Annotated in this window: 22 protein-coding genes; 1 reads left to right on the top strand and 21 read right to left on the bottom strand. The window is 39.3% G+C overall.

The features are described 5' to 3' along the window. Positions 1 to 1,296 (top strand): phosphoenolpyruvate carboxylase (ppcA, locus tag AB1488_04040; protein ID MEW6409268.1); only part of this gene is annotated, 1,296 nt, incomplete at its 5' end. Between the two features lie 45 nt (positions 1,297 to 1,341). Here ppcA and AB1488_04045 read toward each other — a convergent pair. From AB1488_04045 to AB1488_04145, 21 genes are all read right to left on the bottom strand, one after another. Then, positions 1,342 to 2,181 (bottom strand): DMT family transporter, encoded by an 840-nt coding sequence (locus tag AB1488_04045; protein ID MEW6409269.1) that lies wholly within the window; start codon positions 2,179 to 2,181, stop codon positions 1,342 to 1,344. Beyond that, positions 2,178 to 3,131 carry a GDP-mannose 4,6-dehydratase gene (locus AB1488_04050; protein MEW6409270.1) on the bottom strand — a complete coding sequence of 318 codons (954 nt, stop codon included), beginning with the start codon at positions 3,129 to 3,131 and terminating at the stop codon, positions 2,178 to 2,180. Before AB1488_04050 ends, AB1488_04045 begins: the two co-directional genes overlap by 4 nt. A 6-nt stretch (positions 3,132 to 3,137) precedes the next feature. Then, the gene (rfaE1, locus tag AB1488_04055; protein ID MEW6409271.1) at positions 3,138 to 4,121 is read right to left on the bottom strand and encodes a D-glycero-beta-D-manno-heptose-7-phosphate kinase; all 984 of its coding nucleotides are present in this window, start codon (positions 4,119 to 4,121) and stop codon (positions 3,138 to 3,140) included. Between the two features lie 47 nt (positions 4,122 to 4,168). Further along, entirely contained in the window at positions 4,169 to 5,230 is a 1,062-nt protein-coding gene (locus AB1488_04060; protein MEW6409272.1) for a glycosyltransferase family 9 protein, read from the bottom strand. After that, entirely contained in the window at positions 5,227 to 6,387 is a 1,161-nt protein-coding gene (locus tag AB1488_04065; protein MEW6409273.1) for a glycosyltransferase family 4 protein, read from the bottom strand. The genes AB1488_04060 and AB1488_04065 overlap by 4 nt, the downstream gene beginning before the upstream one ends. Before the next feature lie 5 nt (positions 6,388 to 6,392). After that, the gene (locus AB1488_04070) at positions 6,393 to 8,150 is read right to left on the bottom strand and encodes a carbamoyltransferase C-terminal domain-containing protein (protein MEW6409274.1); all 1,758 of its coding nucleotides are present in this window, start codon (positions 8,148 to 8,150) and stop codon (positions 6,393 to 6,395) included. 62 nt (positions 8,151 to 8,212) lie between these two features. Then, a complete protein-coding gene (locus AB1488_04075) occupies positions 8,213 to 9,328 on the bottom strand; it encodes a glycosyltransferase family 9 protein (protein ID MEW6409275.1) in 1,116 nt (371 codons plus the stop codon). 12 nt (positions 9,329 to 9,340) lie between these two features. Then, on the bottom strand, positions 9,341 to 10,732 hold the full coding sequence (locus tag AB1488_04080; GenBank protein ID MEW6409276.1) for a radical SAM protein: 1,392 nt from the start codon (positions 10,730 to 10,732) through the stop codon (positions 9,341 to 9,343). A gap of 3 nt (positions 10,733 to 10,735) precedes the next feature. Beyond that, positions 10,736 to 12,811, bottom strand: coding sequence for a glycosyltransferase family 39 protein (locus AB1488_04085; protein ID MEW6409277.1), 2,076 nt, complete (start codon positions 12,809 to 12,811; stop codon positions 10,736 to 10,738). Continuing rightward, the gene (locus AB1488_04090) at positions 12,808 to 13,857 is read right to left on the bottom strand and encodes a glycosyltransferase (GenBank protein MEW6409278.1); all 1,050 of its coding nucleotides are present in this window, start codon (positions 13,855 to 13,857) and stop codon (positions 12,808 to 12,810) included. Before AB1488_04090 ends, AB1488_04085 begins: the two co-directional genes overlap by 4 nt. Then, positions 13,854 to 15,794, bottom strand: coding sequence for an asparagine synthase (glutamine-hydrolyzing) (gene asnB / locus AB1488_04095; GenBank protein MEW6409279.1), 1,941 nt, complete (start codon positions 15,792 to 15,794; stop codon positions 13,854 to 13,856). Before asnB ends, AB1488_04090 begins: the two co-directional genes overlap by 4 nt. Before the next feature lie 232 nt (positions 15,795 to 16,026). After that, the gene (locus AB1488_04100) at positions 16,027 to 17,157 is read right to left on the bottom strand and encodes a glycosyltransferase family 4 protein (protein ID MEW6409280.1); all 1,131 of its coding nucleotides are present in this window, start codon (positions 17,155 to 17,157) and stop codon (positions 16,027 to 16,029) included. Next, a complete protein-coding gene (locus AB1488_04105) occupies positions 17,154 to 18,326 on the bottom strand; it encodes a glycosyltransferase family 4 protein (GenBank protein ID MEW6409281.1) in 1,173 nt (390 codons plus the stop codon). Before AB1488_04105 ends, AB1488_04100 begins: the two co-directional genes overlap by 4 nt. After that, positions 18,320 to 19,471 carry a glycosyltransferase family 9 protein gene (locus tag AB1488_04110; GenBank protein MEW6409282.1) on the bottom strand — a complete coding sequence of 384 codons (1,152 nt, stop codon included), beginning with the start codon at positions 19,469 to 19,471 and terminating at the stop codon, positions 18,320 to 18,322. The genes AB1488_04105 and AB1488_04110 overlap by 7 nt, the downstream gene beginning before the upstream one ends. Position 19,472: 1 nt before the next feature. Further along, entirely contained in the window at positions 19,473 to 20,288 is an 816-nt protein-coding gene (locus AB1488_04115; GenBank protein ID MEW6409283.1) for a polysaccharide deacetylase family protein, read from the bottom strand. A 182-nt stretch (positions 20,289 to 20,470) separates the two neighbouring features. Then, entirely contained in the window at positions 20,471 to 21,625 is a 1,155-nt protein-coding gene (locus tag AB1488_04120) for a glycosyltransferase (GenBank protein MEW6409284.1), read from the bottom strand. A gap of 2 nt (positions 21,626 to 21,627) precedes the next feature. Next, positions 21,628 to 22,305, bottom strand: a complete 678-nt coding sequence (locus tag AB1488_04125) for a class I SAM-dependent methyltransferase (GenBank protein MEW6409285.1) — start codon at positions 22,303 to 22,305, stop codon at positions 21,628 to 21,630. Between the two features lie 77 nt (positions 22,306 to 22,382). Beyond that, positions 22,383 to 23,546, bottom strand: coding sequence for a putative lipopolysaccharide heptosyltransferase III (gene rfaQ / locus AB1488_04130; protein MEW6409286.1), 1,164 nt, complete (start codon positions 23,544 to 23,546; stop codon positions 22,383 to 22,385). Further along, complete coding sequence (locus AB1488_04135; protein ID MEW6409287.1) at positions 23,539 to 24,681, bottom strand: glycosyltransferase family 4 protein; 1,143 nt, start codon at positions 24,679 to 24,681, stop codon at positions 23,539 to 23,541. The genes rfaQ and AB1488_04135 overlap by 8 nt, the downstream gene beginning before the upstream one ends. Beyond that, a complete protein-coding gene (locus tag AB1488_04140; GenBank protein MEW6409288.1) occupies positions 24,678 to 25,430 on the bottom strand; it encodes a glycosyltransferase family 2 protein in 753 nt (250 codons plus the stop codon). The genes AB1488_04135 and AB1488_04140 overlap by 4 nt, the downstream gene beginning before the upstream one ends. Positions 25,431 to 25,447: 17 nt before the next feature. Then, on the bottom strand, positions 25,448 to 26,899 hold the full coding sequence (locus tag AB1488_04145; protein ID MEW6409289.1) for a type ISP restriction/modification enzyme: 1,452 nt from the start codon (positions 26,897 to 26,899) through the stop codon (positions 25,448 to 25,450). Positions 26,900 to 26,919 lie beyond the last annotated feature (20 nt).

A 26,919-nucleotide genomic window follows, 5' to 3' on the forward strand; every position in this document is an offset into this window, starting at 1 on the left:
GTAGACGACTTTGTTGTAAGAAAACTACTCACAAAATACAAGCATTTCTTCTATGAAAGAAATCTGGGAAAGGATGCTTTTCTGACACTCAGGGTACCCAATCCTGATATTGAAAAAGAGGAAGCAAAGATTCTCATTGAAACCCTTGAGAGCATTCCACGATCTTGCGATGCAGCAAGGTTGTTTTATGGAGAGGAGATTCCGCCTATCTTCGAGATAATTTTGCCAATGACAACTTCTGCGGAAAGCCTCAATAGAATCTATTACTATTACAAAGATTTTGTTGTAGGAAAACAGACTAAGCCCTTTTATCCGGGAGATATAACAATAGCAGATTGGATTGGCAATTTTAAACCAGATAAGGTAAATGTTATACCCCTTTTTGAAGACAGGGAACATATGCTTGAAGCACACAGGATCGTAAAGGAATATTTGAAAAATAAGGATATCAATTACCAGAGGGTTTTTCTTGCAAGATCAGACCCTGCTATGAACTATGGTATGGTGAGTGCCATTATTTTTAATAAGATAGCCCTCCAGAGGTTACGAAGGGTCTCCGAGGAAACCGGCGTTAAAATATATCCTATCCTTGGTGCAGGTTCTGCACCTTTTAGGGGTCATCTTAAACCGGAAACAGTAGAAAGGGTTCTTGATGAATATCCAGATGTCTATACCTTTACCATCCAGTCCGCATTTAAGTATGATAACCCTGTTCCAAACATCTTAAATGGCATCAGAAAACTAAAAGATACACCGAGAAAAAGGGGATTTGATGTAGATGAAAAGTTATGTCTGAAGATTATTGATAGGGTATCAATTGAATATGCTAAAATAATAGAGCTTATTGCACCATTGATAAATCGTATTGCAGAATTTATCCCAAGAAGGAGGATGCGAAAACTCCATGTAGGATTATTTGGATATTCGAGAAACATTGGAAAGGTTAAACTCCCACGAGTGATAAGTTTCTGTGCTGCTTGTTACTCCATAGGTTTGCCACCTGAAATTCTCGGGCTGACTGCCCTTACAAAAAATGATTTTGATTATCTGCGAACCATCTATGTGAATTTTGACTTCGATATAAAGAGTGCTCTATCTTATTTTAACGAAGATGTGTTCAGTATTATTCCTGAAGAAACAAAAAAATATATAAAGAGAGATTACTGTGAATATAGAATTGATGAGGAACATAAAGGTGTAACATCAAGAATCATCAAGGCTATAAAAGATGGTGATCATCGAAACCTACAGCCTATGATAGTTGAAGCTGCCCATCTAAGGAGGTTTCTTGGATGAGGTTTTCTTTCTAACGGGGTAAAAGTTTGAGATTGTTGAAATTCTTCATTTCCTCAGCACAATGTAACCAGATACTATTATCAATATGCCTCCTATGACTACTGATGTGGTAATTGCCTCGGATAAAAACAACACAGCAAGAGCTACCGCACTTACAGGTTCTATATATCCGAGTATCGCAGCCTTATGCGCCTCTACCACCCTCAGCCCCTGTAGATATAATATCACTGCGAGAGTAGAATGGATAACACCCATAAGAAGCAAGAGGATAACTGCATTGAGTTCTATAGTATATTTGCTTAATACAGCAAAGGGTAGAAGCAGTATTACCGTTATTGAATTTGTTAAAAAGGAGATTGCTATGGGAAAATACCTCTGTGATAGAGGTTTAGCTACAATAACTAATAGTGCATAAGCCACTCCTGAAAGTGTCCCTGCACTGACACCAATAATATGGTCTCCACCTAAAACAATATTGTTATTTGAAAAGATCATCCAGAGTCCGGCAGATGACATTGCGAGGGATAACCATGTGATTCGATCGACCCTTTCTCTAAGTATCAAAGGTGACAAAAGTGCAACAAATATCGGTGCTGTATAGTGTGTAAGCACTGCATTTGCTATGGTAGTCTTTGTTAATGCAAAATAATAAAGGAAGGCATTTGCTATTATGAGAAACGCAAGGCCGATTATTGAACGCTCTTTCCTAACAATCTTTACTTCATGAATACCAACTCCTGCATAGAGTATAAGAAACTGCACCACACCTGCGACCATGGCAGTGTAGAATATTATTATATGAGGTGGAAGAACTAACCATCTTACGGCAATACCGAGAGTGCTCCATATCAGCATCGAGAGGACTATCTTTATCGCGCCTGTCAATCCTTCTCGCCTTTATACCATTTTACAAATCTCTTGATACCATCCTCAATGGCTACCTGAGGATTGTAACCAAGCATCTTTTTTGATTTTGTTATATCCGCATATGTGATGGATACATCACCTAACTGCATTGGTAGTCTTTCAATTACAGCCTTCTTACCCAACACATCTTCTATAAGCGATATCAAATCCTTGAGTTTTACAGTCCGAGATTCACCAATGTTAAATATCTCATAGCCAAATGGGTTCTTGATAGCTTTTATCGTCCCATCAATGGCATCGTCTATGTATGTATAGTCCCTCAATGATTCACCATCACCATATACAGGTATAGGTTCATCCCTGTCAATCATACGGGTAAACTTGTGTATAGCCATCTCAGGTCGTTGTCTTGGACCATAAACAGTAAAATAACGAAGGCAGGTGACCGGAATATCATAGAGACGATGGTATGTATAACATAATATTTCACATGTCTTTTTAGTGGCACCGTACGGTGATACGGGATTGTCTACAGTGTCGTTTTCTGAGAAGGGAATTTTTTTATTATCTCCATATACGGAAGATGAAGAAGCAAATACAAAGTGTCTAACCTGGAGGTCTTTTGCAAGCTCAAGCATATTTATTGTTCCCTTTATGTTTACATCTGCATAAAGGAGGGGGTTCTGTATGGATGCCCTTACCCCTGCCAGTGCAGCAAGGTGAATTATGATGTCTATATCCTTTGAAGATAAGTCCTCCTTTAAGAAATTCGTATCCCTTATATCAGCCTCTATAAATCTAAAATTTGGATTAAGAAGTGCTTCAGAGATATTTGTTCTCTTTATTGCAGGGTCATAAAAATCATCGAGGTTATCAATACAGATAACCTTTTTCCCCACCTTCAGAAGATTTTCAACTAAATGGGAACCAATAAATCCAGCTCCACCAGTAACAAGATAATCCCCCATACTATATCACCGGATCTGTAATGATCTCCTCAGTTCTTCTATCTTCACGGTCGCTGTTCCTACCTTGCCTACAACAATACCTGCAGCATGATTTGCGATAGTGGCTGCCTCTTTGAATGTTGCTCCTGCCGAAATTGCCAGAGTTGATGTTGCGATAACGGTATCACCTGCACCTGTAACATCATAGACCTCACTTGCCACTGTTGAGATGTGCGTTATCTCTCCATTGTCTTCAAAAAGGCTCATCCCTTCTTCACCTCTGGTAATAAGAACCGCCTTGCAGCCTAATCTCTCAATCAATATCCTGCCAGCTTTTATAAGTGTATCTTCGTTATTGATCTCAATTCCTGTTGCCATCGATGCTTCGAGATTATTGGGTGTTATGAGAGTTATACCTTTATAAAGGGGAAAATGGTTGACCTTAGGGTCAACCGTAACAGGTACTCCTTTCTTGTTTGTCAATTGGAGTATACCATCGATCAGTGCCTGTGTCACAACACCCTTACTATAGTCAGAGATAATAACGGCATCTATTTCAGTTATATTGTTACTTACATAAGTAAGGATTATATCTCTCGTGCTACCATTTATCTCCCCTCTACTCTCCCTGTCAAACCTCACTACTTGCTGACTATGGGCTATTATCCTTGTCTTTACAGTTGTTGGTCTGTCTGATTCAACAACAATTCCTTCTGTATGCACACCCTTCTGCCTGAGATCGTGTATAATCTTTCTTCCCATATCGTCATGCCCAATAACACCGCCTATCATTACCTTTCCATTCAAAGAGAGGATATTATTAAGAACATTTGCAGCACCACCGAGAAGGAGTGTCTCTCGGGCAACCTCAACTACTGGGACAGGAGCTTCAGGACTGATACGTGAAACCTTCCCCCAGATATAGTGATCCATCATTATGTCTCCAAGGATAAAGATGTTTGTTTTTGGAAAATTATTTATTATCTCTTCGAAATGCAAGGAATTAGTCATTTTCATGGTATTCTGATCTTTTTCGTGTGCATAATAACAGAAGTAATTTACATACTGCAAGGGAAAATTGGTTTGGTCGGACTCTTTGAAAACTTTCTTACAGCTTCTATTACCTCTTCTACCGAAATATCATCTGCATTCTCCTTACCCTTCAAGATAATGTGCTCCGTTATCCATGGCGCCCATCTTCTCTCATCGGTAATCCCCCATATAGTTACTACAGGTATACCGAATGCTGCGGCAATATGCATAGCACCACCATCACCACATATAAGCATCCTGCAGACGCTGATAGATGCAATCAGTTCCTTGAGACTGGTTGTTCTATAACAGAGCGGTCTCCTTATTGTTTTCTCTGCAATATAAAAAGCCTTTTTATCATCACCAGGATGGTAAGGGTTATCTTCATCACCAGGCATCCATAAAAGAAGCACAGCCACCTTCCACGCCGTCATTAAGAAATCTATTAATTGTATAAATTTATCGGGAGACCAGCGGTTCTGTTTTTTCCTGCTACTTATGTGTATGCCAATGAGCGGCTCATCCCTTTTTATCCCATTTGTCTTAAGGAAGGTCTCGATGCCATTTTTCTCTACATCGCTAATATTAAGAATTAGATTCCCAGGGTGAGACTTTATCCCAAGAGGATGCAGCAGGTCAAAGATAACCTTCACCTCATGTACAGACCTCTCAGGAGATTTTACAGGACAGTTATAAAATAATCTCGGCAGAAGACCCTTCTGGGAGATATAACCTATGCGTCTTCTTGCTCCTGTGAAGAATGTAAATCTGCCAACTCTTGGGATATAATGACTGCTTGCACCTATAGCTACATCGTATTTTCCCATCCATATTTTGAGATAAAGCCTTAACACTTCAAGCCAGATAGATAATTTGTTTCTGTAAGGCTCATGCTTCGTTTTTCTATATACAAGCACATTGTTTATATCAGGATTATTTTCAATAATAGCCTTGTTATAACTGTTAACGAGGATATCTATCTGCGCATCAGGGAATTTTTCTCTCAATGCCCTGATAGCAGGTGTAGTACACAGTAAGTCACCAATGTTATCCCTTCTGATGATGATTATCTTCTTTATATGACTCAACCCCAAAATCCCTCTACGAAAGAGATTATCCTTTCCGCTCTCTTATCCCATGTATATCCTTTAACATCAATCATCGCCTGATTAGAAATCTTTTCAGCAAGCCCTTTATCATTGAGTATCATCCGTACTCCAGTTGCAATCGCCTCAGGATCCTCTGACTTAACCAGGATAGCATTTTCCCCATTCCTGAGTATCTCTCTGATAGATGGTAGATCAGAGGCTACAATTGGGACACCAGCAGACATATATTCGAAAAGCTTCAGTGGCGAGGTATAGTAAGCAGAGATGTGATCTTTTGTTAATGGAATGACAGCAACATCTGCCTCAGAGAGAAACCTCATCACTTCATTGTGTGGAACATCTCCTTTAAAAGAAACCCTTTCAGATACGCCATTCTCTGACGCCACTTTCCTTAATCGTTCTATTCCCCTATCATCACCGCCAATAATAACAAGTTCTACATACGGGATATGCCTCATAGCAGAAATGAGGACATCAACCCCTTTCCATTCGTATAACTGTCCTGTGTAGCATATCTTCTTCCCTGAACGGGATACCATTCTACCACTAAAAGAGGATAAATCTACCCCGTCGGGGATTACATGTATTTGTCCCTTTACATCAAAGAGCTCGAATATCCTGTTTTTCAATCCATTTGTTATTGTTATAATACCGTCTGATTCTTTATATATATATTCCTCTATCTTCTTTAGTTTTCGAACTTTCTTCTTATTCTCCGTAGTGATAAAGAATATCTCGTGGGACTCAAAGAGTATCGGAATTCTTATGAGCCATTGCATCCTTAAGAGATAGCGTGCAATACCTATATGCCTGACAAAGATAATCGAGCTGTTTGTCCTGATAGAAAGTAGTTTTAAGAGACAAAACGCATTAAAGACACCATGCCATGAGATCCTAATACCTTTAAAATCATCACTTCTCAAGAGGGGAATCTTATTAATTCTAAGATTTTGATGTGGACTAAGTCCATAGTATTGAAGTATCTCTATATCACTACTTTCGCTTTTACCACATATCAGATCAACATTTACCCCACTCCTCGCAAGTGCATGGCATGTATGCACCATCTGGATAAACCTCGCCTTCTTACCTGGCAGGACTTCTGGAATCGGATAGATGATGTGGATTTTACTCAATCCTTTTAATTTTCCCCTACAAGAAAATCTTCTATTGCAAGAATATCTATTCTTTTATCTTTAAATGCCCCTATTGCTTCCTCAGGCTTACATATAATGGGTTCTTCGTGTACGTTGAAGCTTGTATTAAGAACAAGTGGTATACCGCTTAATTGATAGTAGTCTTCTATAATCTGATAGTAACGTGGATTTTCATCTCTTGCAATTATCTGTGGTCTCGCTGTTCCATCTACATGTATAACCGCTGGTATTTTCTTAGTCCATTTATCGTATACATCAAAAGTAATCGTCATGAATCTCGCTGTATATCTGCCCTTCTCCACATTCTTGAAAATATCAGCAGCAGCCCAGTCAAGAACTGTCGGGGCAAACGGCATAAATTCTGTTCTCTCAAGCCTTTTGTTAAGCCAATCGTTTATTGACCTGTCTGTTGGTGCTGCAAGAATGCTCCTGTTACCGAGTGCCCGTGGGCCAAATTCCATTCCTCCCTGAAAAAGTCCCACGACCTTTCCTCTGTGAATCAATGCAGCCACCTTTTTTGACAGGGCTGAAAACTCGTATCTTTTGTACTTAAGCCCCTCCACTTTCAAGATATTTTCTATATAAGCATTATCGTATGACGGCCCCCAGTAAAGATTCAGTATCCTCTGTTTGTGTTCATTGAACCCTCCATGGTCGAGTTTTTCATACGCCATAAGAGCAGCTCCGAGTGCAATGCCTGCATCACTCATCGCAGGGAAAACAAAAACCTCTTCAATCTCTGGTAATTCAGCGATCCTCTGATTAAGTTTAACATTTGCAAATATGCCACCAGCAAGGGCTATTCTTGAATAGTGATACCTTGAAAGTATAGCCTTAATATGCTCTAATACAACATCTTCGAGGAGCTTCTGGGCTGCAGCGGCAATATCTTCCCGATTGTATCCTTTGCATGTCTCCCTGAGGAAATTTAACCGTGCCTGATTCAGCTCTGATTTGCTACCACTTCCTACATTAGAACAAAAGGTCATTTTATTTTCACTCAGATACAAAAACGGCTTCAACTTGTCATAGAGTTTGTAGGGATCTCCATAGGCAGCAAGCCCAGTGACTTTTCCCTCATGACGCAGTGGTCTGAACCCCAGATATTCAGTAACACTTTGATAAAATGAACCAGGGGAATTGATTGGTCCAACACTACGGCTAATATACTGGATTCTATCTGAATCGAAGATAGAGGTCGTATGAGTATGTCTATCTCCCATTCCGTCTGCCGTTATTACAATACCATTATTCCATCCTGAATAATAGAATGCTGGATATGCGTGTGAGGCATGGTGTCCGTAGAATCCACCACTTGCACCATTGAAACCAAGGCTGTTCAGAAACCGTTTTTTCTTAAAATGTTCTTCTAATCTTTTTCCTCTTCTCTGGAGTCTATCTTCAAGATTCTTCGTTGAAAGTAATGGGTCATGAAATTCCCCTGTAAACAATCCTTTTAATTTTCTTCTCATGCGTATAAATCTGCGTTCAATCTCCTTCAATACGGTCTCTCTATAAAAGTATCGTTCTGGAAGGAAGAGGTGAGTCAGGGCAAGATAATCTACATCCTCATTTGCAATTCCTGTAAATTCTATCGTCTCTCTCAGACCCCTCGAAGGGAACGCACCTCCGTCGTTCTTTATCCTTGATAGCCGCTCTTCCGATATGGCAAATATTATCTTACCATTTTTAAAAAAGGTAACTGATGCGTCATGGCTGCTACTTATCCCAAGTATATTCACTATCTCTATACCTCCTGTTTAGTCAAGAATACCTGCCAAGGTAATTAAACAATTAGTAATTATCAATTGTCAATTAATCTCTGTACCTTATCAAAGACTTCATCTACGGTTATCTGTTTCATACAAAAGACATCAGCGCATCTATTCTTAAGACATGGGTCACATGGTCTTTCTTTGTAAATAACACGGTGAATAGACCTGTTATTAAATGGACCCCATATCTCAGGATTGGTTGCCGAAAAGAGACTTACTGTCGGTGTTTCTACAGCCACAGCCACATGGAGAGGACCCGTATCGGGAGCGATAAGTAAAGAAAGTCTCTTTATGAGTGCTGGAAAGGCCCTGAGTGGAATCATCCCTGCTATGCTTACCACTCTCTTATCACCAATACCTTCAAGGACACGTTGACATAAGTCCCTCTCATCATAAGAACCTGTAAGGAGTATTTTAATACCATAAAATGAGTCCAATAGCCTTTTTCCGAGGGCAATATATAGATCAGTGGGCCACATCTTATAGTGATATACAGAACCGACCTGAAGACCTATAAGTCTTTCATCGTCACCTATTCCATATCCTGTAAGTATATCTTTTATATCTGTAGCCTCTTCATTATTAACTGGAAGATAAACTCTGCCATGCTTCGTATCTCCCACCCATTCAACCAGTTTAAGCCCTACTTCTATTGGATGCATATTGCTTGGATTCCAATCTCCTATTCCTGGCGATACAAGCACACGGAAATCACTGTTTGTAGGAGGATGCAAGATAAATCTCGCACCTGTTAGAAAGGCAAAAGGCAGTGCTATTGGACCTGTGCTGATGTATGGAATCAGAACTAAATCAAATTTCTTATCCTTTAGTTTTCTTATTGTGCTGAAAAATCGTCTTGGCTCTTTATAAAACGGTATAATATTATCGAAGTGAGGATGAGCCGCAAGGAGTCCCTGAAGCCTTTCCCATATAAGGGCAGTTACTTCTATTTCTGGTCGCATCTTTTTTATTATACCAACAGGGGCGGTTGTAAATACAATATCCCCAATACCACCAAGCTGAATTACTAGTATTTTTCTGATGTCTTCTGGCCTCAAAAGCCCTACAGGCAGAGGATACAGCGATATAGCCTTTTTTACAAGGACATACCTTCGGAGTATCTCTCTATATAATCTACCCCTCATATCTCCTCTCTGTTATTTCATTACTACCCAGTGGAAAAACCTCCTCAATAGAAATCTAAGATGATTGAGGGACTTTATCTGCAGGATATTTTTAATTAGTATCGCCGGTCTGCCATAAAACCTCAGAAATGCCATGCGCTGAATCTTCTTCAGGGTCTTTCTATCCATTCCTTTTGGAGCATATGGTGCACTCATAAAATATAATCTGTCCCAATTTACCTTATCAAGCTCTCCGTTCGATTCTAACTGTTTATAACTTTCAGTGCCAGGAAATGGTAAATATGTGAAGTAGTTTGCCCGTATTAAATCAAGCTCAAGGGAAAATTTTACAGTTTTCTCTATGTCTTCAGCAGTTTCACCGGGAAAACCGATGATAAAGAATCCTGCAATATCAATACCATGATTCTTTATCATCTTAATGCAGTTCCTCACTCTCTCAACGGTAATGTTCTTTTTCATTAATTTTAGAACCCTGTCAGAACCTGATTCTATCCCAAGTGATATTAAATAAAGCCCACTCTTCTTCATCAAAACCAGCATTTCCTCATCGAGTGTATCCATCCTCACACCATTTGGGGTAGCCCAGCTTATCTCGATATTAAGGTCAATGAGCTTGCGCAGAAATTCTTTTGCATTATCCCTGTTAATGGTAAAGTTGTCATCAACTATATGGAATTCTCTTATGCCGTAGTCATTGTATAACATTTTTATTTCTTTGATTACATGATCCGCACTCCGCCTTCTCAACCTTCTACCTGAGATCAAGTGGGCTCCACAAAATGTACACAAATACGGACATCCCCTCGTTATCATTATCGGTGCGATTGGAAATCTCTTGAAGAATGCACCATGTTGGGCTTCTGGATATGTCTCGGGGTGAATAAGATCCCATGCAGGGAATCCAAGGCTGTCAAGGTCATCTACTACTGCCCTATCATTTATTATAATCCTTTCTTTGTTACACCAGACAAGACCTGGGACATCGGAATAATCGTTACCGTTTCCCTTATCCAGTTTTTCCAGCAATCTTGGAAGCCCGATTTCTGATTCCCCGGCGAAAACAAAATCAAGATCCCCCAAAAAATGTCTCATAGTCTCCTCAGGAACCGCTGAGGGGTGTGGACCACCTATTATCTTTATGATACTCTTATCAACCCTCCTGATTGTATCAAATACCTCCTTAATAAATCCGAGATGAAATGTATAACACTGGATACCAACAACATCGGGCTTATACTGTTTTATATAAGGCTCAAGCCAATCAGCCTTTTTTATGTCCTCTTTTATACAGTCAATGATGCTGACATGATGTGTTTTCTGGATAGAGGCAGCAAGCCAACCAAGTCCAAGCGAGGGTTGTATGTGGTCGCTCAAGTTATATGGTTTTATTAGAAGTACACGCATAATCTAAGGCTTCTTGTCCACAAACTTATTCCATACAAAACCAACTGAAAAAACAATAGCGTAAGCTGCAAATATATATACAAATGGAAAGTTTGGAAGCGTAAACCTGTAACCGTACTGATTTACTACTATAAGCGCCATTACAATCATATTACACAGAATAAATAGCATTGCAAACAGCCTATTAAGCATCAACTGTCTATCATCTATCTTTATAAAAGAGAGTATCATACCACAGACAGAAATAAGATTAGGCCATAACACCCGTGACTCTGCTTCGCCAAGTTCAGGATCGCTTACACCAAAAAGGAAAAGAAACTTTCTCAGGATGCCGTAGAAAAATACGCCTGGGGCCTGCAACATAAACTCGACTACTGTTCTTGTCTCTGGGGAAAGCGAAAGTTTATCCAGATACGGTCTTTCTATCGTTCTCAGAGTAACATCAGCAGGGACAGGATTTCCTACAAGAAGACTCACAGGTCCGTGTGTGCTGAAGAGAACAGGTTTGCCTGCGACGGCGTAATTCCGTAATGGTATCATTGCAATTATGAGCACAAATGCGAGCAGAAAAACTACAGAGCTTTTAAATCTCTCCTTTAAATCCATTTTAAATGTAAATATCCACATGACGATTATAAGTGAAAAAGGTAACAAATTCGGGCGGATACCAGTCGCTAAACCAAACAGAACACCTGCCAACAACAGATACCTGCTTTTCTTAATTTCAGAGAACTTAAAAAGCATCAGAAACGATGTGAGTGCAAGGAATGTAGCTGTTGGTTCGCCGAGAAAACGGTCATACATACGGGGCATCATATCCACCCCTATCAGCAGGACTACGCTGACAATCCCTGCACGAACCGAAAACAACTGCTTTCCAAGAAAGTAAGTTAACACCACAACGACGCCAAATATTACTCCCTGCAATATCGCTGAGAAGAAAAGGCTCTCTCCTGTCAAAAGGTGAAAGACTGAAAGAAAATATCTGTAAAGCGGTGTAAAACTGAAAGGTCTACCTTCATCAAAAGCTGCATTTAAAAAGTCGCCTAATAGTATGCTTCTCGCAGCGGTTTCGTATGAGAGCCAGTCATCACCCCCTGAAAGTATTATCGTCTGAGGGTCCTTCCATTTCCTAAGGTTTGAGAACACCCTGAGTGCAAATGACACCAGGAATATCAGAGAAAGGTAGAACCTCTCTCTCTTCAGAAACGCCATATCGAGACCCCTGAGATGCATCCTGCTTATAAAAACGATTAATAATGCCCAGATGGCGATCAGTGAATAATGAGCATAGATCAAGAATAAATTAACTTTGTGTGTAAATACAGAAACAGGTCTCAGGTAAAAAAACCTATTTTGAATCACAGATACTCTGTTAGAGTCCGGCGAGGATTTTAAGATTAGCTCCTTTGGTCCTTTTGTATTGTGCGAAAACCTGATATTTACATGATGCGAACCCTTTGTTAGATAAACACTCTTTAGGCCTGATTTCTCAGAGTAAAGTTTATTTCCATCAATAGACATCCATACTTTATCCCCTGAAATAATCTCGAAGGTATATTCCCTATTTTCAGGGACGAATATATATCCATTCCATTCTGCAGAGAAAGGAGGGTCAATCCTGAGGTAAGCAAACTCTCTATAATAATTAAACCTCTTTGAGTCATTGAAGAAATAAAGTGGAAAAGGATTACCTGAAAAAGAATAGCCAACATTGCGAAAATCTATGCTGCTGTCAATCCTTGTGGCATCTTTAAGACTGACAAAGTCTGTTGATCTTTCATACGGTCCTTCCCATATGGGATTTGTATAGTATTTAGCATGTAAGCCGTTAAGAGGAGTAACTACACTAATAATAACTTTAAGACATGAAAGGAAGAGGAGGATGATTACATATTTCCTTAGGACTCTTGATTCAATAAACTCCCATTCGAGTATAAGAAAAAGTAATACTAACGATATTATAATGGATATCTCAAGAAGGGAATTAAAGGGGATGCCGTCTAACAGTAAGAATTTCTTACCTGGAAGCAGAACAAAAAAGAATGAAGCCAGAAAAATAATGACACCCTGTCTCATTGCCTGTATCCATACTCCCCTATCACAGAAAGTATTTCCTTCATTCTATCTTTCAAAGTGCCAATCTTTTTTATCTTTTCAAACCCTGCCTGTGCTATCTTTTTACGAAGTTCATCACGAATAAGATAAAAACCTATCTTATCACGGAGTTCTTCTATCGACCTGTAAGTCTCTATCTCGCTACCAACTTCAAAAAACTCTGACAATTGTTCGCTGTAATCTGTTAGTAAGAAGGCACCACATGCAGGAACATCAAATACCCGTTGGTTCAACCAATCACTGGAACTTCCCATCATAGCGCTTATATTCAAGACTATCTTCGACGATGAATAAAGCCTCGCTATATCGTCACCTATTATGGACTCGCTCACAATCAATGATCTTACTTTATTAAAGATATTATGCCTCTTCCAGCCTCTACCCCATATCCTTAGATTAAAGTCAGTAATCGCCTCGACCACCTTCTGCCTTGCAGGAGACCAATTCCCTACAAAAACAATATCATTATGTTTATCAGTATTGTCGTCTATCTTCCTGTAAATCTTTGAATTTACCGCATGGGGAAGATAAAACCAGTTCTTCATGCCAAGTTCTTTACCCATCTTAACAAAATCTCTGTTCATGAAGAAATAAAAATCATAGCAATTGGATTCACTCACTGCAAGATCAAACCACTTGGAACCCTTTGTCCACCATCCCACAACCTTTTTAACATCATAATCTCTCTTTATTCTATCAAGAGACTCTTTTTTATATCCGTGTCCTCTCTGAATCAGTATCAAATCAGGTCTGAAAACGCTTACCTTTTCTTCAAAAAGTCTCTCCCTTAGTTTCCGATGATGCCATCTTGATTTTTTGCCAACAGGATTATCCCTGCTGATTCTCAGGTTTCTGAGTGTTTTATTCAGAGGTTTAAACAGATACTTCTCTATTTTGCTCTCAACAGTACATCTAAAGACATCTACTTCCCATCCAAGGTCAAGAAATGCATCTCTGAGGGGCATAATCTTCTCGTCAAAGGTTGTTGATATTAATATTCTTTTCATATACTTACCTTAAACCTCTCCACCCACTTATTTAAGATGAGGAGGCACCAGAGCCTTTTGCTGTGAGATTTTAATCCTTTTCTGTGCTCTTCAAGTATGTACTTAATCTCATCATTATTTAGTATCAAGCCAACCTTTAAGTTTTCTGTCAATTCCCTGTAAGTGTAATCGTAAAGATCCTCCCTCAGCCATCTCGGCATTGGTGCTGAAAAGCCCATCTTGGAGCGTTCAAGGAACCCTTCTGGAAACCAATCCTTGAATGCCTCCTTAAGTATATACTTTCCCTTTTGGGGTGGTTTCAGCTTAAATCTTCCTGGAAGAGATGCCACAAATTCAATGAGTTTGTAGTCAAGAAATGGTGAACGACACTCAAGTGAATTCAGCATACTGCAGATATCCACTTTAAAGAGTATATCCTCAGGCAGGTATGTTGTAAGATCAATATATAAGAATCTATTCAGTTCATCAACCTCTTTTGCTTTATTATATCTAACGCCAAGAAATTCAGCGGTCTCTGAGATACCTACAGCATCCTTCATAAATGGGGTATAAAATCTCTGTTTGTCTTTTTCTGTAAAATAAGCAACAAGGTGTCTGTATCTGTCTATCCCATCAAGCAAAAGCACCTCATCACCTTTATTAGCAGGAAATCTCCTTCCACCCCTCTTTGGATTAAACAGTCCCTCCACTGCTACAGTAGTCTTCCTCATTATTTTATACAGCGGTAAAAGATTCAATGATTCGAGTATATTTGTCAGTACTGCCTGGTAAAATCTTTTGTATCCAGCGAAGTTTTCATCTCCTCCATCACCACTGAGGACAACAGTTACACCTTCACGGGCGAACTTTGAGACATAATATGTCGGTATCGCAGAAGAGTCTGCCATCGGCTCACCAAAGTGGTCTATAAGACCTGGCAGTATATCTATTGCATCGGGTCTAACAACCATCTCATGATGATCTGTACCGTAGTGCTTTGCAACTACTCTTGCATAATTTGTTTCATCGTATGATCTGTCCTCAAATCCAATAGAATATGTCTTAACAGGTTCGGCTGAGACTCTGCTCATCGCCGCCACTGTCAGGCTTGAATCAATCCCTCCGCTCAGAAATGCACCAAGAGGCACATCGCTTATTAGCCTGATCTTTGTAGCTTCAAGAAGGTATTCCTTTAGTAAACCACACGCCTCATCGAACGATAATGTGCTTCTTTTGGTAAAATCTATATCCCAGTAGCGTTCAATTCTCTCTATCTGCCCATCCTTCACAATCATGAAATGTGCCGGAGGAAGTTTCCTGACATTCTTAAAACCTGTAAGCGGAGCTGGTATATACTGAAATGTAAGAAAGTAATCAATCGCCTTTAGATCGCATTTCCTTGATATGTCTTTATGCAGGGTAAATATTGCGGGTATTTCTGAGGCAAAAAAGAAACCACTGTTATTTATGCTGTATATAAGAGGTTTGACCCCTATTCTATCCCTTGCGAGGAATAAAATCTGCTTATTTTTATCCCAGATAGCGAAGGCGAACATACCCCTTAGATGCTGGAGGCAGTTCTCGCTATATTCTTCGTATAAATGAACTATCGTCTCAGTATCGGTTCTTGTCTTAAATACATGTCCTTTTTGGATGAGGTCTTCCCTGAGTTCAGGAAAATTATATATCTCACCATTATATGTTATCCAGATTGAGCCATTTTCGTTCCCTATTGGTTGTTTACCTGTTGATAGATCAATGATAGAGAGTCGTGCATGTCCGAGACCAACAGAACTATCGATATGCATACCTGATTCATCAGGTCCACGATGCCTGAGCACAGTAATTGCCTTCTGTATCGCTTCCCTGTCAGGAATCCCACTTTTAAGATATATGCCTGCTATACCACACATTTTATTTTCAACATTGAGGCTGTTGCCGAACCCTTTGAGCGACATTAGAGCCCTGAACCATATGGTTCAGGGTTTGGTAGCAAATCCTAAAATTCTCTCCAGAAAGCGAAAAAGATAGTTTGGCAACAAGCTCAATTCATTATTGTTCAAAATACGAGATTGCTTCGCCTTTGGCTCGCAATGACAAATCGTGTAATGACTACATCTTAATGTCATTGCGAGGAGCGATAGCAACGTGGCAATCTCATTTATAAATTCTGTCATTTATCTAAATTTTTCATTTTGCATCTTGAATTCTCTTTTGGAATATCTCCAGATGTCTCTCTGCATTTTTCTTCCATGTAAATTTCTCCAATACTCTTTCCCGCGACCTACGTCCCACTTCTTCCTTCAGTTTATTATCCATCAGTAGTTTTACCAGCATCTCTGCAATAGCATTAGAGTTCCGAGGAGGTATAAGATAACCTGTCTCACCATCAACGATTATCTCAGGAATACCTCCAATATCAGTCCCTATAACAGGTATCCCGCATGACATCGCCTCTATCATCGTAATGCCAAACGCTTCATCACCTATGCTCGGCTGGATAAAGATATCTGCCAGCGAAAGGTATCGAGGCAGATCGACATGTCTGACCTCGCCTGTAAATATAACATCATCCCTGACCCTCAGCGAATCAGCGATTATCACCATCTCCTTTTTATACGCTCCCTCTCCAATCACAAGATATTTAATACCTTTAATCATCTTCTTAATTGACGGAATGGCTGAAAGCATATACTGTAGCCCCTTCCAGCCAACAAGCCTTCCTGCAGATACAACAACCTTTTCTTCTGGTAATATTCCGAGTCTCTTTGTAAGTTCATAATCTTTCTCGTGAGGAAAGAATGTATCTGTATCTACACCATTTGGTATGACCTCAACATCCACTCCATACCTTTCTTTGATCTGGGAAGCATTAAACTGACTTGATGAAGCATAGACATTGACTACGACACTAAAGATTCTATCTCCTGCATAGAAATCCCTCCCACCTGAGCGAAAGAAGACCTTTGTTCTTTTGCCTTTCTGTTTTAAATACCAAACAACAGGAAAGTCATAAGGCTTTACTATAACAATCCAGTCATAATTTTGATTAAGGAGATAATCCTTTGCATTTAAGAAAAAACTCATCCTTTCAGCAAGTTTCCTGAAACGGCTGCCGAGACCGCGAAATGATTCTCTCGGCCGAAATGGAAAGGTCTTTATCTTTACCGTATTGCTATCATAAACACTCTTACCTCCTTCACCTCCTACAATCTCAACATCAACTCCAGATTCTTGTAACTCCTTCGCAACCATATGACAGTATGTCTCAAGACCTCCACTCTTCATGGTAGTTGTTACATTGTAAAAACATACCTTCAATGATTAGCCTCCATGGTCTTCTTATAAATATTTTCTATCTTCTCTGCTACAATCCCCCAGGAATAACCTTCTACATCCATCCTTGCATTTCTGCCGAGTGTGAGCCTCAGTTCTCTGTCTTTTATCAATCTTTTGATAACATCTGCAATAGAAGAAGGCTCTTCTGGACTATTTATTAAAATGCCATTTTCACCATCTCTTATAAATTCAGGAATGCCTCCCCTCTTTGATGCAGCAATTGGAAGACCTGCTGCAGATGCCTCAAGTACCACAGTAGGGAATGGGTCATTCCATATGGAGGGGAGAACAAAGATGTCACCCATTGCATAAAACCTGTGCATTAATGAAGGAATTATTGTTCCGAGAAGGTGTATTCCAGTTCTATTGCTGATATACTCTTTGATAAATCTTCCGTATATAGCCTTTTCATTGGACGGGTCTTTACTTTCTTTAATATCTCCTGCAATAAAAAGTCTGATGTTGTTTAATCCATCTCTGCAGAGCAGATCAAATGCATCTATCAACTCCTTTACACCCTTCTCTTTAATAACACGTCCTGCAAAAAGGATTGCTGTATCAGAATCAGCGAGGGAATACCTTTTTCTTTCTTCTGACCTGAGCTGAGGTGTTTTCCACCATGGTTTTATTATATCTGTGTCTGTGCCTGTGTAAATTGTAGAAACAATATCCTTATTTACTCTATATTCTCTGATAAGCCATTCTGATATAAAATGGCTGCATACTATAAAATAATCAACTCTTCCCATTGTTTTTCTATCAAAGGGTTTTTCGTTTGCGATATGCACCACTACCTTTATATTCCCTATATATGGGAAAATCCCTGAGAGAACCTTTGGCTCATTATGGATGTGAATTATTCCGGGATTAATATCTTTTATGATTTTTCCTGCCTTCCTGAAAAAGATATTCGGGTCGATACGTGTTATTTTTTGAAAGAGCCTTTTGTATAGACTTCCTATTTTTATACGGATATGTGTAACCCCATCGAGATACTCCCTTTCATTCTGGTGTGGAAAATATCCTGAAATGATGTATGGTTCAAATGATTTCTCTCTCTTTGCGACATTTACTACCCTGAGCTCTGTACCAGCTGAATTAACAGGTGGTACAGGATTATAAGGTGGAAGTATGTGAACGACCTTTAGCATCTCCCCTTACCCTTTTTTACAACCCTCTGAAAAAGTTCATAAACTTCATCAACCGTTATCTGATCCATACATTTGCTGAAACTGCATTCTTTAGTAATGCAGAGTTCGCATGTCAAATCCCTCTGTATGAAGTGGTGTATATCCATATCCTGATAAGCCCCTACCAATTCATACCTTGTTGGTGCAAAAAGAGAGATGGTAGGAGTTTCCAATGCAACAGCCACGTGAAGAAGTCCTGTATCAGGTGTTATAAATAGATCCATCAGACCTATCAGTGCTGCTGTTTCTTCTATATTAAACATCCCCGCTATATTGAATACCCTGTCACTTCCAACAGCAGACCTTACATATTCTGCCTTTTCTCTGTCTTCTTTTGAACCTGTTAGGAAAAGAGTTAGGCGTCTGTTTGATGCAGTCAATCGACTGATAAGCTCGACATGTTTCTCAACAAGCCACATCTTATAGGTATCTGCTGCAAACATATGGTAACCTATTAAGGTCGGTGACATATCCTTATCTATGTCTGTATTGAACCCTTTGAGCCATTCTTTTATTCGGTTATGAATACTGCTATCAATATCAAGATAAAGCGATGTATCTGAATCATCAGCACCTATAAACTTCAATATCCTCATCCTGTTAACTATATAATGCGTATCTTTTAGAAGAAAATTGCTTCCACCGATTTCTCTGTTTGATAGTAGAAAGCGATAGCGTGTTGTATCATTCGGTATCCTTATTATAAACCGTACTCCTGCAAAATAGAGTATCGGCATTATATCAGGGTCGTTTCCATGAAATACAAGAGCAAGGGCTATCTCTTTATCCTTTAATCTTTTTATGGTATTGAAAAAAAACCTGTATTTCCCCTTGTATGGTATTACTCCATTCAGATTGTGATCACATCTGAAAAGTGAAAGCCAGCTATCTCTTCCGAAAAGAAATATCTTTGCATCTGAAAATCTCTTCCTCACAGCCCTTATGGCAGGGGTCGAAAGCACTGCATCACCAAGCCCTGTTGTAAGGACTATCAGCACATTCTTTATTTTATCCGATGAAAATGAAGAGATATCACTGACAGGGTCAGACCTGCTTTTAATCTTCGTATATAAATAGAGAACCGTATCTAAAAAGGGCACATCCATCTCATTGAGCCCTCACTCCTCTGAGTTTAAGGTAAGCATACGAAAGCAATGGGTTTGTGTATATCCCTATCCTGCTACCAAACCACCAGATACCCTTGTCTTTAATAGCAATCCTTGGTATGGCAAACGGAGCGGATCGTCTGTCGACGACTCCCATTGCTGTTGTAAATACGCCATTATACCCTGCATCTCTGGCAGCACGGAGAGCAGAATCATCATAGACGCCCACAGGCCAGCAGAGATAAGCACACGATACACCAAGTCGTTCCTCGATAAGTCTTTTGGAGGTCACCAACTCCTCTCTCAGACAGTCTTCATCCATACTATCGGATAAAGAGCATCTCCTGTGTGTATGTGTATGTGAATATACATCTACAAGACCACTTTCAACCATCTCCTTAGCCATGTTCCAGTTGATAATCACTTCGTGTGCCCTTCCGTCTTTGATAAGCCTTTTACACTCACGGTGTTCAGGGAGTCTTTTAATATTGAACTTTGAACTTTGAACTTTGAACTTTGAACTTTCTTCCACCCATGATGTAACCAAAAATATAGTCGCTCTAATCCCATATTTCTTTAACACAGGAAATGCATAAACATAGTTATCAAGATAGCCGTCGTCGAAGGTTATAAGTATACTCCTCTTCTGTAGAGATATCTCTCCCATAATGTATTGGATGAGGTTGTCTACACTTATTGTACTAAAACCATTTTTTGAAAGATACCGCATCTGTAACTCGAACCTCTCAGGCGTAACCGTCACCATATCGCCTTTATTTTTATTTACATGATGATACATCAGTATGGGAACCGACATTAAGAATATCCTTCTATTAACTAATCCTATAATCTGTCATTGCGAGGAGTAAAACAACGAAGCAATCTCAAGAAAACGAGATTGCCACGCCCTTTGGGCTCGCAATGACAATGGCAAAGTATTTAGTACGTTAACTATAATATTACACAATAAGTATTTATGGACATACATCTTGTAAAATCCTAATTTCTAATTAACGAGACATATAAATCATACATCCCTTCTACCATCTTCTCAACACTGAAATGCTCCTCAATACGCTGTCTGCCTTCTTCGCCCATTCTCCTTGCCATAGATTTATCCTGTATCAATTTCTTGATTGCATCTGCAAGTGCATCTGCATCACCTGGAGATACAAGAATACCAGTTACACCATCAATAATAGCCTCAGGGATGCCTCCGACATTTGTAGCTACAACAGGTATCGAAGCAGCCATCGCCTCGAGTACCGATGTTCCAAGTGCCTCTTCAAAGGATGGAAGGACAAACACATCCATCTCTCTTAATAGCACATGGACATCGTTTCTCAAACCGAGAAGCCGAACATGGTTATTCAAGCCATATTCATCTATCAATCGCAAGAGGTTCTTTCTCTGGGGTCCATCACCGATGAATATAAAAATAATATCAGGGATATCTTTTAAGATTATCCGTGCAGCCTCTATGAGTATGTAATGCCCTTTCTTCTTCCTGAGTATTGCCACAGTCCCGATAAGTGGTGTCTCCTTACTTATACCGAGTTCTCCCCTGATACCATTAATCTTTCGACTCTCGACCCTTTCGGGCTGAGCGGTTCGGCTGAGCTCACCGAAGCCCTCAGGACGAAGCCTCGACTCTCGACTCTCTTGTTTAACATCAACACCTGTATGTATTGCAATAATCTTCTCTTGGTTGATGCCTTTCTCTTTTATAAGATACTGCCTCACATGTTCGCTCACCGTTACAATCTTATCTGGAAGAAGACTATAGGTAACTCTATTTTTCACTGGGAGGGCAAGGTGGCGGGTTCTGATAATTGCTGGTCTTTTCCATAAAAGCCTCGCCGATATGGAACTGACCCAGCTATCCTTACCACTATGTGTATTGACTATATCAACAGATTCTCTCTTTATTAATCTCCTTATAAAGGCAATCGCACTTATGTCAAGGCTGCTATTTATACGGTGTGTTCTTACATCGATCCCGTGTTCCTTTGCTCTTTTCTCTAATTGACTTCCGGGCTGACAGACAATCAGCACCCTTACCCCTTTTTCTCTGAGGCCAAGTGTCTCCCTGAGTATCCTGTTTTCCTGTCCTCCCCAACCTGTAGAGGACTCTGTGTGCAACACTGTAAACATACTTATATCTTTATCGCATCGATAATTATATGGTCACCGAAGAGCAGTTCATTAGAAGCAAGAATTCTTAGAAGATCCCTTTTTTCAGGATTTTTATCGAATATCATCCCTGTATAATAAAGCACCCTCAGTGCAATCGCAGATAGCAACCCTCTGTATCTCAGACATGGAGCAGTTATCCTGTTCAGGTTGAAACCATTTTGCTTTAACAGGAAGTAGATATCCACAAAGGATATGATGTTGTATATAAACGAATCCCACTTTCGGTGGCTCTGCATATTCCTGAACGGCTTGAAGTTCTGAAAATAACCCCTTCTCAAAAAATAGAGCCTTGAACGAATATTGAGGATATTAGGAACAGAGATGATAAGATGCCCACCTTTTTTTAATATCCTTTCAAATTCTCTGAATGCTATATGCTGATTTTCAAGGTACTGAAGCGACTCTGCACAAACAATATAATCAAATATCATATCTTTAAATGGAAGGTGCTGATTTAAATCTGCATTTACAAACGGAACATGTAGTCTATCCCATTTGTATAGGTCACATGAGATAACTTTAAATCCCATTTCTGAAAGTGGAATGGAGAGTGCTCCTTCTCCAGCGGCTGCGTCAAGAAGATGTCCTTTTTTATTCCCACCAATGAGTCTGCATATAGCCTCATGAACCATACTCATCTTAAATTCCTGATTTTTCCGATAACCCAAACCCAGCGATAAGCAGGCCTGGCTTGAGCGACATCCTTATTAAACCTTCATGTCTGAATTTGGGTGATAACTTTTTCAATCTGTTCCATAACCTCATTAACACCTATATCCTCCAGGCATCTACTTCTTTTTGTTCCATCACAGCCATCCTCCCCGCATGGTATACAATCCCAATCCCTCTGTATAACTGTATGTTTTCCAAAAGTTTGCACCCCATTTCTTTTTTGATAAGGATTTTTTAACTCCGAACCCCGAACTCCGAACTCCAATCTGTAGTTATTGTCCCACGGTCCCCAGTCAAAAGCCCCCGATGGTCCGAAGAGTACAACAACAGGTGTTCCGAACGCTGCAGCGATATGCATAGGTGCAGAATCTATCCCAAAAAAGAGGTTACATAACTTAGAAATTGCTGCGAGTTGTTTGAGTGTTACTCTGCCACAGAGGTCTATGAGTTTAGAGTTTAGAGTTCGGAGTTCTGGGACGGAAGATAAAATTCTTTTTGCCTTGTCCATTTCTTTCTTATACGGAGCGGATGTCACAACTACTTTTACCCCTTTATTAACCAACCAGATTATCACCTCTGCCATATACTCGTCTTTCCAGCATTTAAAGAGCCATCTCGAGGTTGGATGGATGTGCACAACAGTATCAGTTTCTGTTATCCCATGTCTGTCAAACAAATCCTTTACAAAATCTTTATCACTTTCAGGTATATGGATATAAACAGAGAGGTCTTCAGAGTCCATACCAAACTGATTGACGAGATTGAGATTCCTCAGGACCGTATGCATCTGCACAGATGGAAGTATGCCGAGAGATGTATAAATGTATCTTTTACCCGAAAACCCTCCAGATAGGTGATACCCTATCCTGTACCTTGCACCACTGAGCAGAGAGATGATAGCAGCCCTATCGCCACCTGTAAGGTCTATCGTCATATCAAAATTCATTTCTCTAATCTTTTTCACGAATGCGAGTTCGCTATAAATTCTTTTCTGAAGAGGAAGCTTCAAGACATTTCTGTCAAAACAGACTAGATTGTTAAGAAGCGGGTTTCCAGCCAGCATATCCTCTGTCCCCTTGTTAACAAGTGCTACCATGTAAGAGTCTGGAAATCGCTCTCTTACAGCCCTTATAGTCGGAACAGTCAGTAAGACATCACCAATATGCCTTAGTTTTATTATCAGTATTCTTTTCGCATCCTCAAACATTTATCTCCCTGACAACCCTGATGAATGACTGCACAGCGTCTTCGATAGGGTATTTCTCGGCCGTCTGCCTCGCAGCCATTCCCATCTGTATCAATCTCTCTGGCTCAGAAACAAACAATATTCTTTCAGAAAGACCTTCTGCATCTGAAGGATCAGATAATATAAACCCTTCTTTACCATCCGTCATTATCTCTGAAGCACCATTATAGCTGGTCGTTATAACAGGAAGACCGCATGCCATTGCCTCGAGTGTGGCATTGCTGAATGGGTCATAGAATGTTGGCAACGCAAAGATATCTGATGCAAGGTACAGTTCTTCAACCATAGCAGTCTGCGGTATAAAAGACAGATTCTCCAGTATTCCCAATCTCCCTGCCATACTTTTATATCTGCGTGGCTCATCCTTACCAACAATCAATAGTCTTATCGGTCTTCCAAACCCTGTATTTGTATTTTTCAGTCTCGAAACTGCACGAAGCAGTGTATCGAGACCTTTTCTTCTGAACCCGGAGCCAACAAAGATTATGACGAAGTCATCCTCTTTAAACCCTAAATATTCCCTTATAGATTTCCTTAGCTCTTTTTTCTGAGAAGGATTAAATCTCCCGAGATCGACACCGTTGTATATGATCACTATCCTGTCTTCAGGAAATCTGTAATGTCCTGCTATTTGTGTCTTTACCATCTTGGAATTTGTGATTACCATTTTTAGATTCATATCTGTAAATATTCGTTTCTCTATGTAGAGAAATACTGCATGAAGCGGATTTATATAATCGGAGTATCTCTTATAAAATGGATATATCTTTTTCCTCTGTTCAAGCCACTCTCTGTGACAACCATCACCAGCACGATATATATCCTGATAAAATGTTCTCTCAAAACTTATAATTACATCCATATCCCATTTTTTGAGTATATGTTCACAGTTCAACGCAAAGGTCAGATTAGAAATGGATGAAGGTCCACGCCATACAGGGACATTATGAAATGTCAATCCTTTTTCATCAACCCATCTATTAGCAAAGATATGGACATCGAAACCTTCTTTGATTAAGAGCCTTGAAAGTAGCCAGAGGTAGTTCTCTGCTCCACCATAGGAAACAAATCTTTTCCGCACAAGGGCTATTCTCATGGCGTTTTTCGATGGCTTAATTCTTTTAATTTAGCATACTTGGCAAAGGTATAACAAGTATAAAGCCCTGAGAGTATAAGTCCGTAAATGCCATCAAGAAAGCCCCTCTTAAAGATATACATCTTTAGAAAGGTAGTTGCAGGGTTTATAAAGAGATTATATAGATGAAACCTCTTTCCTTTTTTTAACATTTCATCTGCAGCGAGTGTCGAATATCTGTCCATCCTCTGAAGATAGTCGCTGATATTTCTATAGGTATAATGCTTTAATGAATTTTTAAGATAACCAGGTTCTCCATTTAATTCTATAGCCTCATGGACTTCCCTATCGTAAAATAGCCCCTTATCTTTCCTGAACAGTCTCAGTGTATGATCAGGAAACCAGCCACCGTGTCTGATCCATCGTCCACCAAAATAATTTTTTCTGGGTATATAATATCCATCGTATCTGGGATGTCCCAGTTCTCTAATTATTTCCTCTTTGAGTTCTTCAGTCACATATTCATCCGCATCTATAACAAGAACCCATAGGTGCGATGTAAAACCTATGACTTTATTTTTCTGTCGGGAAAAACCCTCCCATTCTGATAGAAATATCCTGTCAGTATATTCCTTGCATATCTCTATTGTTCTGTCTGTGCTGAATGAATCAACGACAACGATCTCATCAGCCCACTTGACACTCTCTAATGCAGTGCGGACATTGTCTTCTTCATTATGCGTTATTATCGCTACAGAAAGTTTTTCCATTTTAATTTCTCATTTCTTTAAAATTCTACGGTCTCCTTCTCCACCTCTGGATAAATATTATCAATTACTTTCTGTATTTTAATTGTCTTTTGAAGAGATGTAATAATTTTGCAATAATGTTTTATATCATCAAGAGATAATCTCCTACCCTTTCTATCTTTCAACCATTTATCACAAACCCGATAACCACCAATTTGATATTGCCAGACCTCTTTTGTAATCCCTTTAAAATACTGATTTTGATTGACATATAGATGCCTTTCTTTATCATCATATTTCAGCTTTTCAACCTTATTGTCCCCCTTACCCTGTAATTTTGCAACAGGTGGGTCAAGTTCTGATGATTTCATCAAATGCAAATCAACAAGCTTTTCCCCTAATTCAGCCATCTTGCTAAAAAGTTTATAATCTTTTGTAAAAGGAACTCTTGGAAAATCTATTTTTAAAAATTCAGCGTATTTTGTGCGGTAGATATTTGAATAAAGAATGGAATAAATATAAAAGAAGATTTGCTCAGGGGTTAGAGACTTTTTAAGAGTCTTTGTTAATTTGTCGATAAGTACCTCAGATAAATTCGGTTTTCTTACAAAATAATCTGCCTGTGGTTCAAAAAGCAGCATGAAAGTCTTTAATGAATGTTTTTTAGTAGGGTTGTCTCTTTTTGTATAGAGGTAAAGAGGGAAGATATACCCTGTTTCTCTGGTTTTAATTGAAACGGAGCATATATCGGCAACGTTATTAGTCACAAAAGCATGTAAAAAATCCGGAGTAGATAATTGTCTTGTTACACATATTCCAATATTATCTTGGTAAAAATGATGCATTACTTCAAATCTATCTCTGTCAATTAATTCTGGCCTGTAACAGATGTATCTATTATCAAAGGGACGATAGGAATATGGTAATATTGAATCCTTCCAGTCTTCTTTTCTCAGTCTCTCTCTTACTTCCTTTAGCTTAAAATCATGCGTATCCTTTAAATTCAATCCCTGCCTTACCAAATCATCAGGCAAATCACTGGTAAATGTCCGCATTCGCTGCATAATCTCTTCCTTTGTAAATCCCACAACGAAATGATCGCGATGTGTTTTTACACCGCTTGAAGATTTAATAAATATGTCCTGAATTGACCAGAATTTATCATACCTTGCCTGCAGAGAGAAATCCTTCTTCACAAAGAAATAATAAGGTTCAGACGGTTGCAGTCGTATCCATTTCGTTGATTTGATATCGTGTTTATTCAGGTATTCATATTTCTTTTCTCTGAGACTATAGACATCTTGATAAAAAACTTTTCCCAAACCTTTTTGTTTCCTGCTCTTAACAAACAATGCAATTGATACACCTTGCATAATATCAAATACATTTTCATCTGGACTTCCATCAGGACATTTTTCTCCAATGCGGCTATTTCCATGGAGATTTAAAATGTACGTCTCGTTAAAACTTTCTAATAATTTTCTTCTCATGCCGCGATGAATCAACCCAG

Source organism: Nitrospirota bacterium, assembly GCA_040756155.1.
Classification (GTDB): domain Bacteria; phylum Nitrospirota; class Thermodesulfovibrionia; order JACRGW01; family JBFLZU01; genus JBFLZU01.

Bases quoted from the DNA above. Each gene is read 5' to 3' on its own strand.
- AB1488_04050 (MEW6409270.1), bottom strand. From the start codon at position 3,131: ATGGGGGATTATCTTGTTACTGGTGGAGCTGGATTTATTGGTTCCCAT.
- rfaE1 (MEW6409271.1), bottom strand. From the start codon at position 4,121: ATGACTAATTCCTTGCATTTCGAAGAGATAATAAATAATTTTCCAAAA.
- AB1488_04075 (MEW6409275.1), bottom strand. From the start codon at position 9,328: ATGAGGGGTAGATTATATAGAGAGATACTCCGAAGGTATGTCCTTGTA.
- AB1488_04080 (MEW6409276.1), bottom strand. From the start codon at position 10,732: ATGCGTGTACTTCTAATAAAACCATATAACTTGAGCGACCACATACAA.
- AB1488_04085 (MEW6409277.1), bottom strand. From the start codon at position 12,811: ATGAGACAGGGTGTCATTATTTTTCTGGCTTCATTCTTTTTTGTTCTG.
- AB1488_04090 (MEW6409278.1), bottom strand. From the start codon at position 13,857: ATGAAAAGAATATTAATATCAACAACCTTTGACGAGAAGATTATGCCC.
- asnB (MEW6409279.1), bottom strand. From the start codon at position 15,794: ATGTCGCTCAAAGGGTTCGGCAACAGCCTCAATGTTGAAAATAAAATG.
- AB1488_04105 (MEW6409281.1), bottom strand. From the start codon at position 18,326: ATGCTAAAGGTCGTTCACATACTTCCACCTTATAATCCTGTACCACCT.
- AB1488_04110 (MEW6409282.1), bottom strand. From the start codon at position 19,471: ATGGATGTGCCCTTTTTAGATACGGTTCTCTATTTATATACGAAGATT.
- AB1488_04115 (MEW6409283.1), bottom strand. From the start codon at position 20,288: ATGTCGGTTCCCATACTGATGTATCATCATGTAAATAAAAATAAAGGC.
- AB1488_04120 (MEW6409284.1), bottom strand. From the start codon at position 21,625: ATGTTTACAGTGTTGCACACAGAGTCCTCTACAGGTTGGGGAGGACAG.
- AB1488_04125 (MEW6409285.1), bottom strand. From the start codon at position 22,305: ATGAGTATGGTTCATGAGGCTATATGCAGACTCATTGGTGGGAATAAA.
- rfaQ (MEW6409286.1), bottom strand. From the start codon at position 23,546: ATGTTTGAGGATGCGAAAAGAATACTGATAATAAAACTAAGGCATATT.
- AB1488_04135 (MEW6409287.1), bottom strand. From the start codon at position 24,681: ATGAGAATAGCCCTTGTGCGGAAAAGATTTGTTTCCTATGGTGGAGCA.
- AB1488_04140 (MEW6409288.1), bottom strand. From the start codon at position 25,430: ATGGAAAAACTTTCTGTAGCGATAATAACGCATAATGAAGAAGACAAT.
- AB1488_04145 (MEW6409289.1), bottom strand. From the start codon at position 26,899: ATGAGAAGAAAATTATTAGAAAGTTTTAACGAGACGTACATTTTAAAT.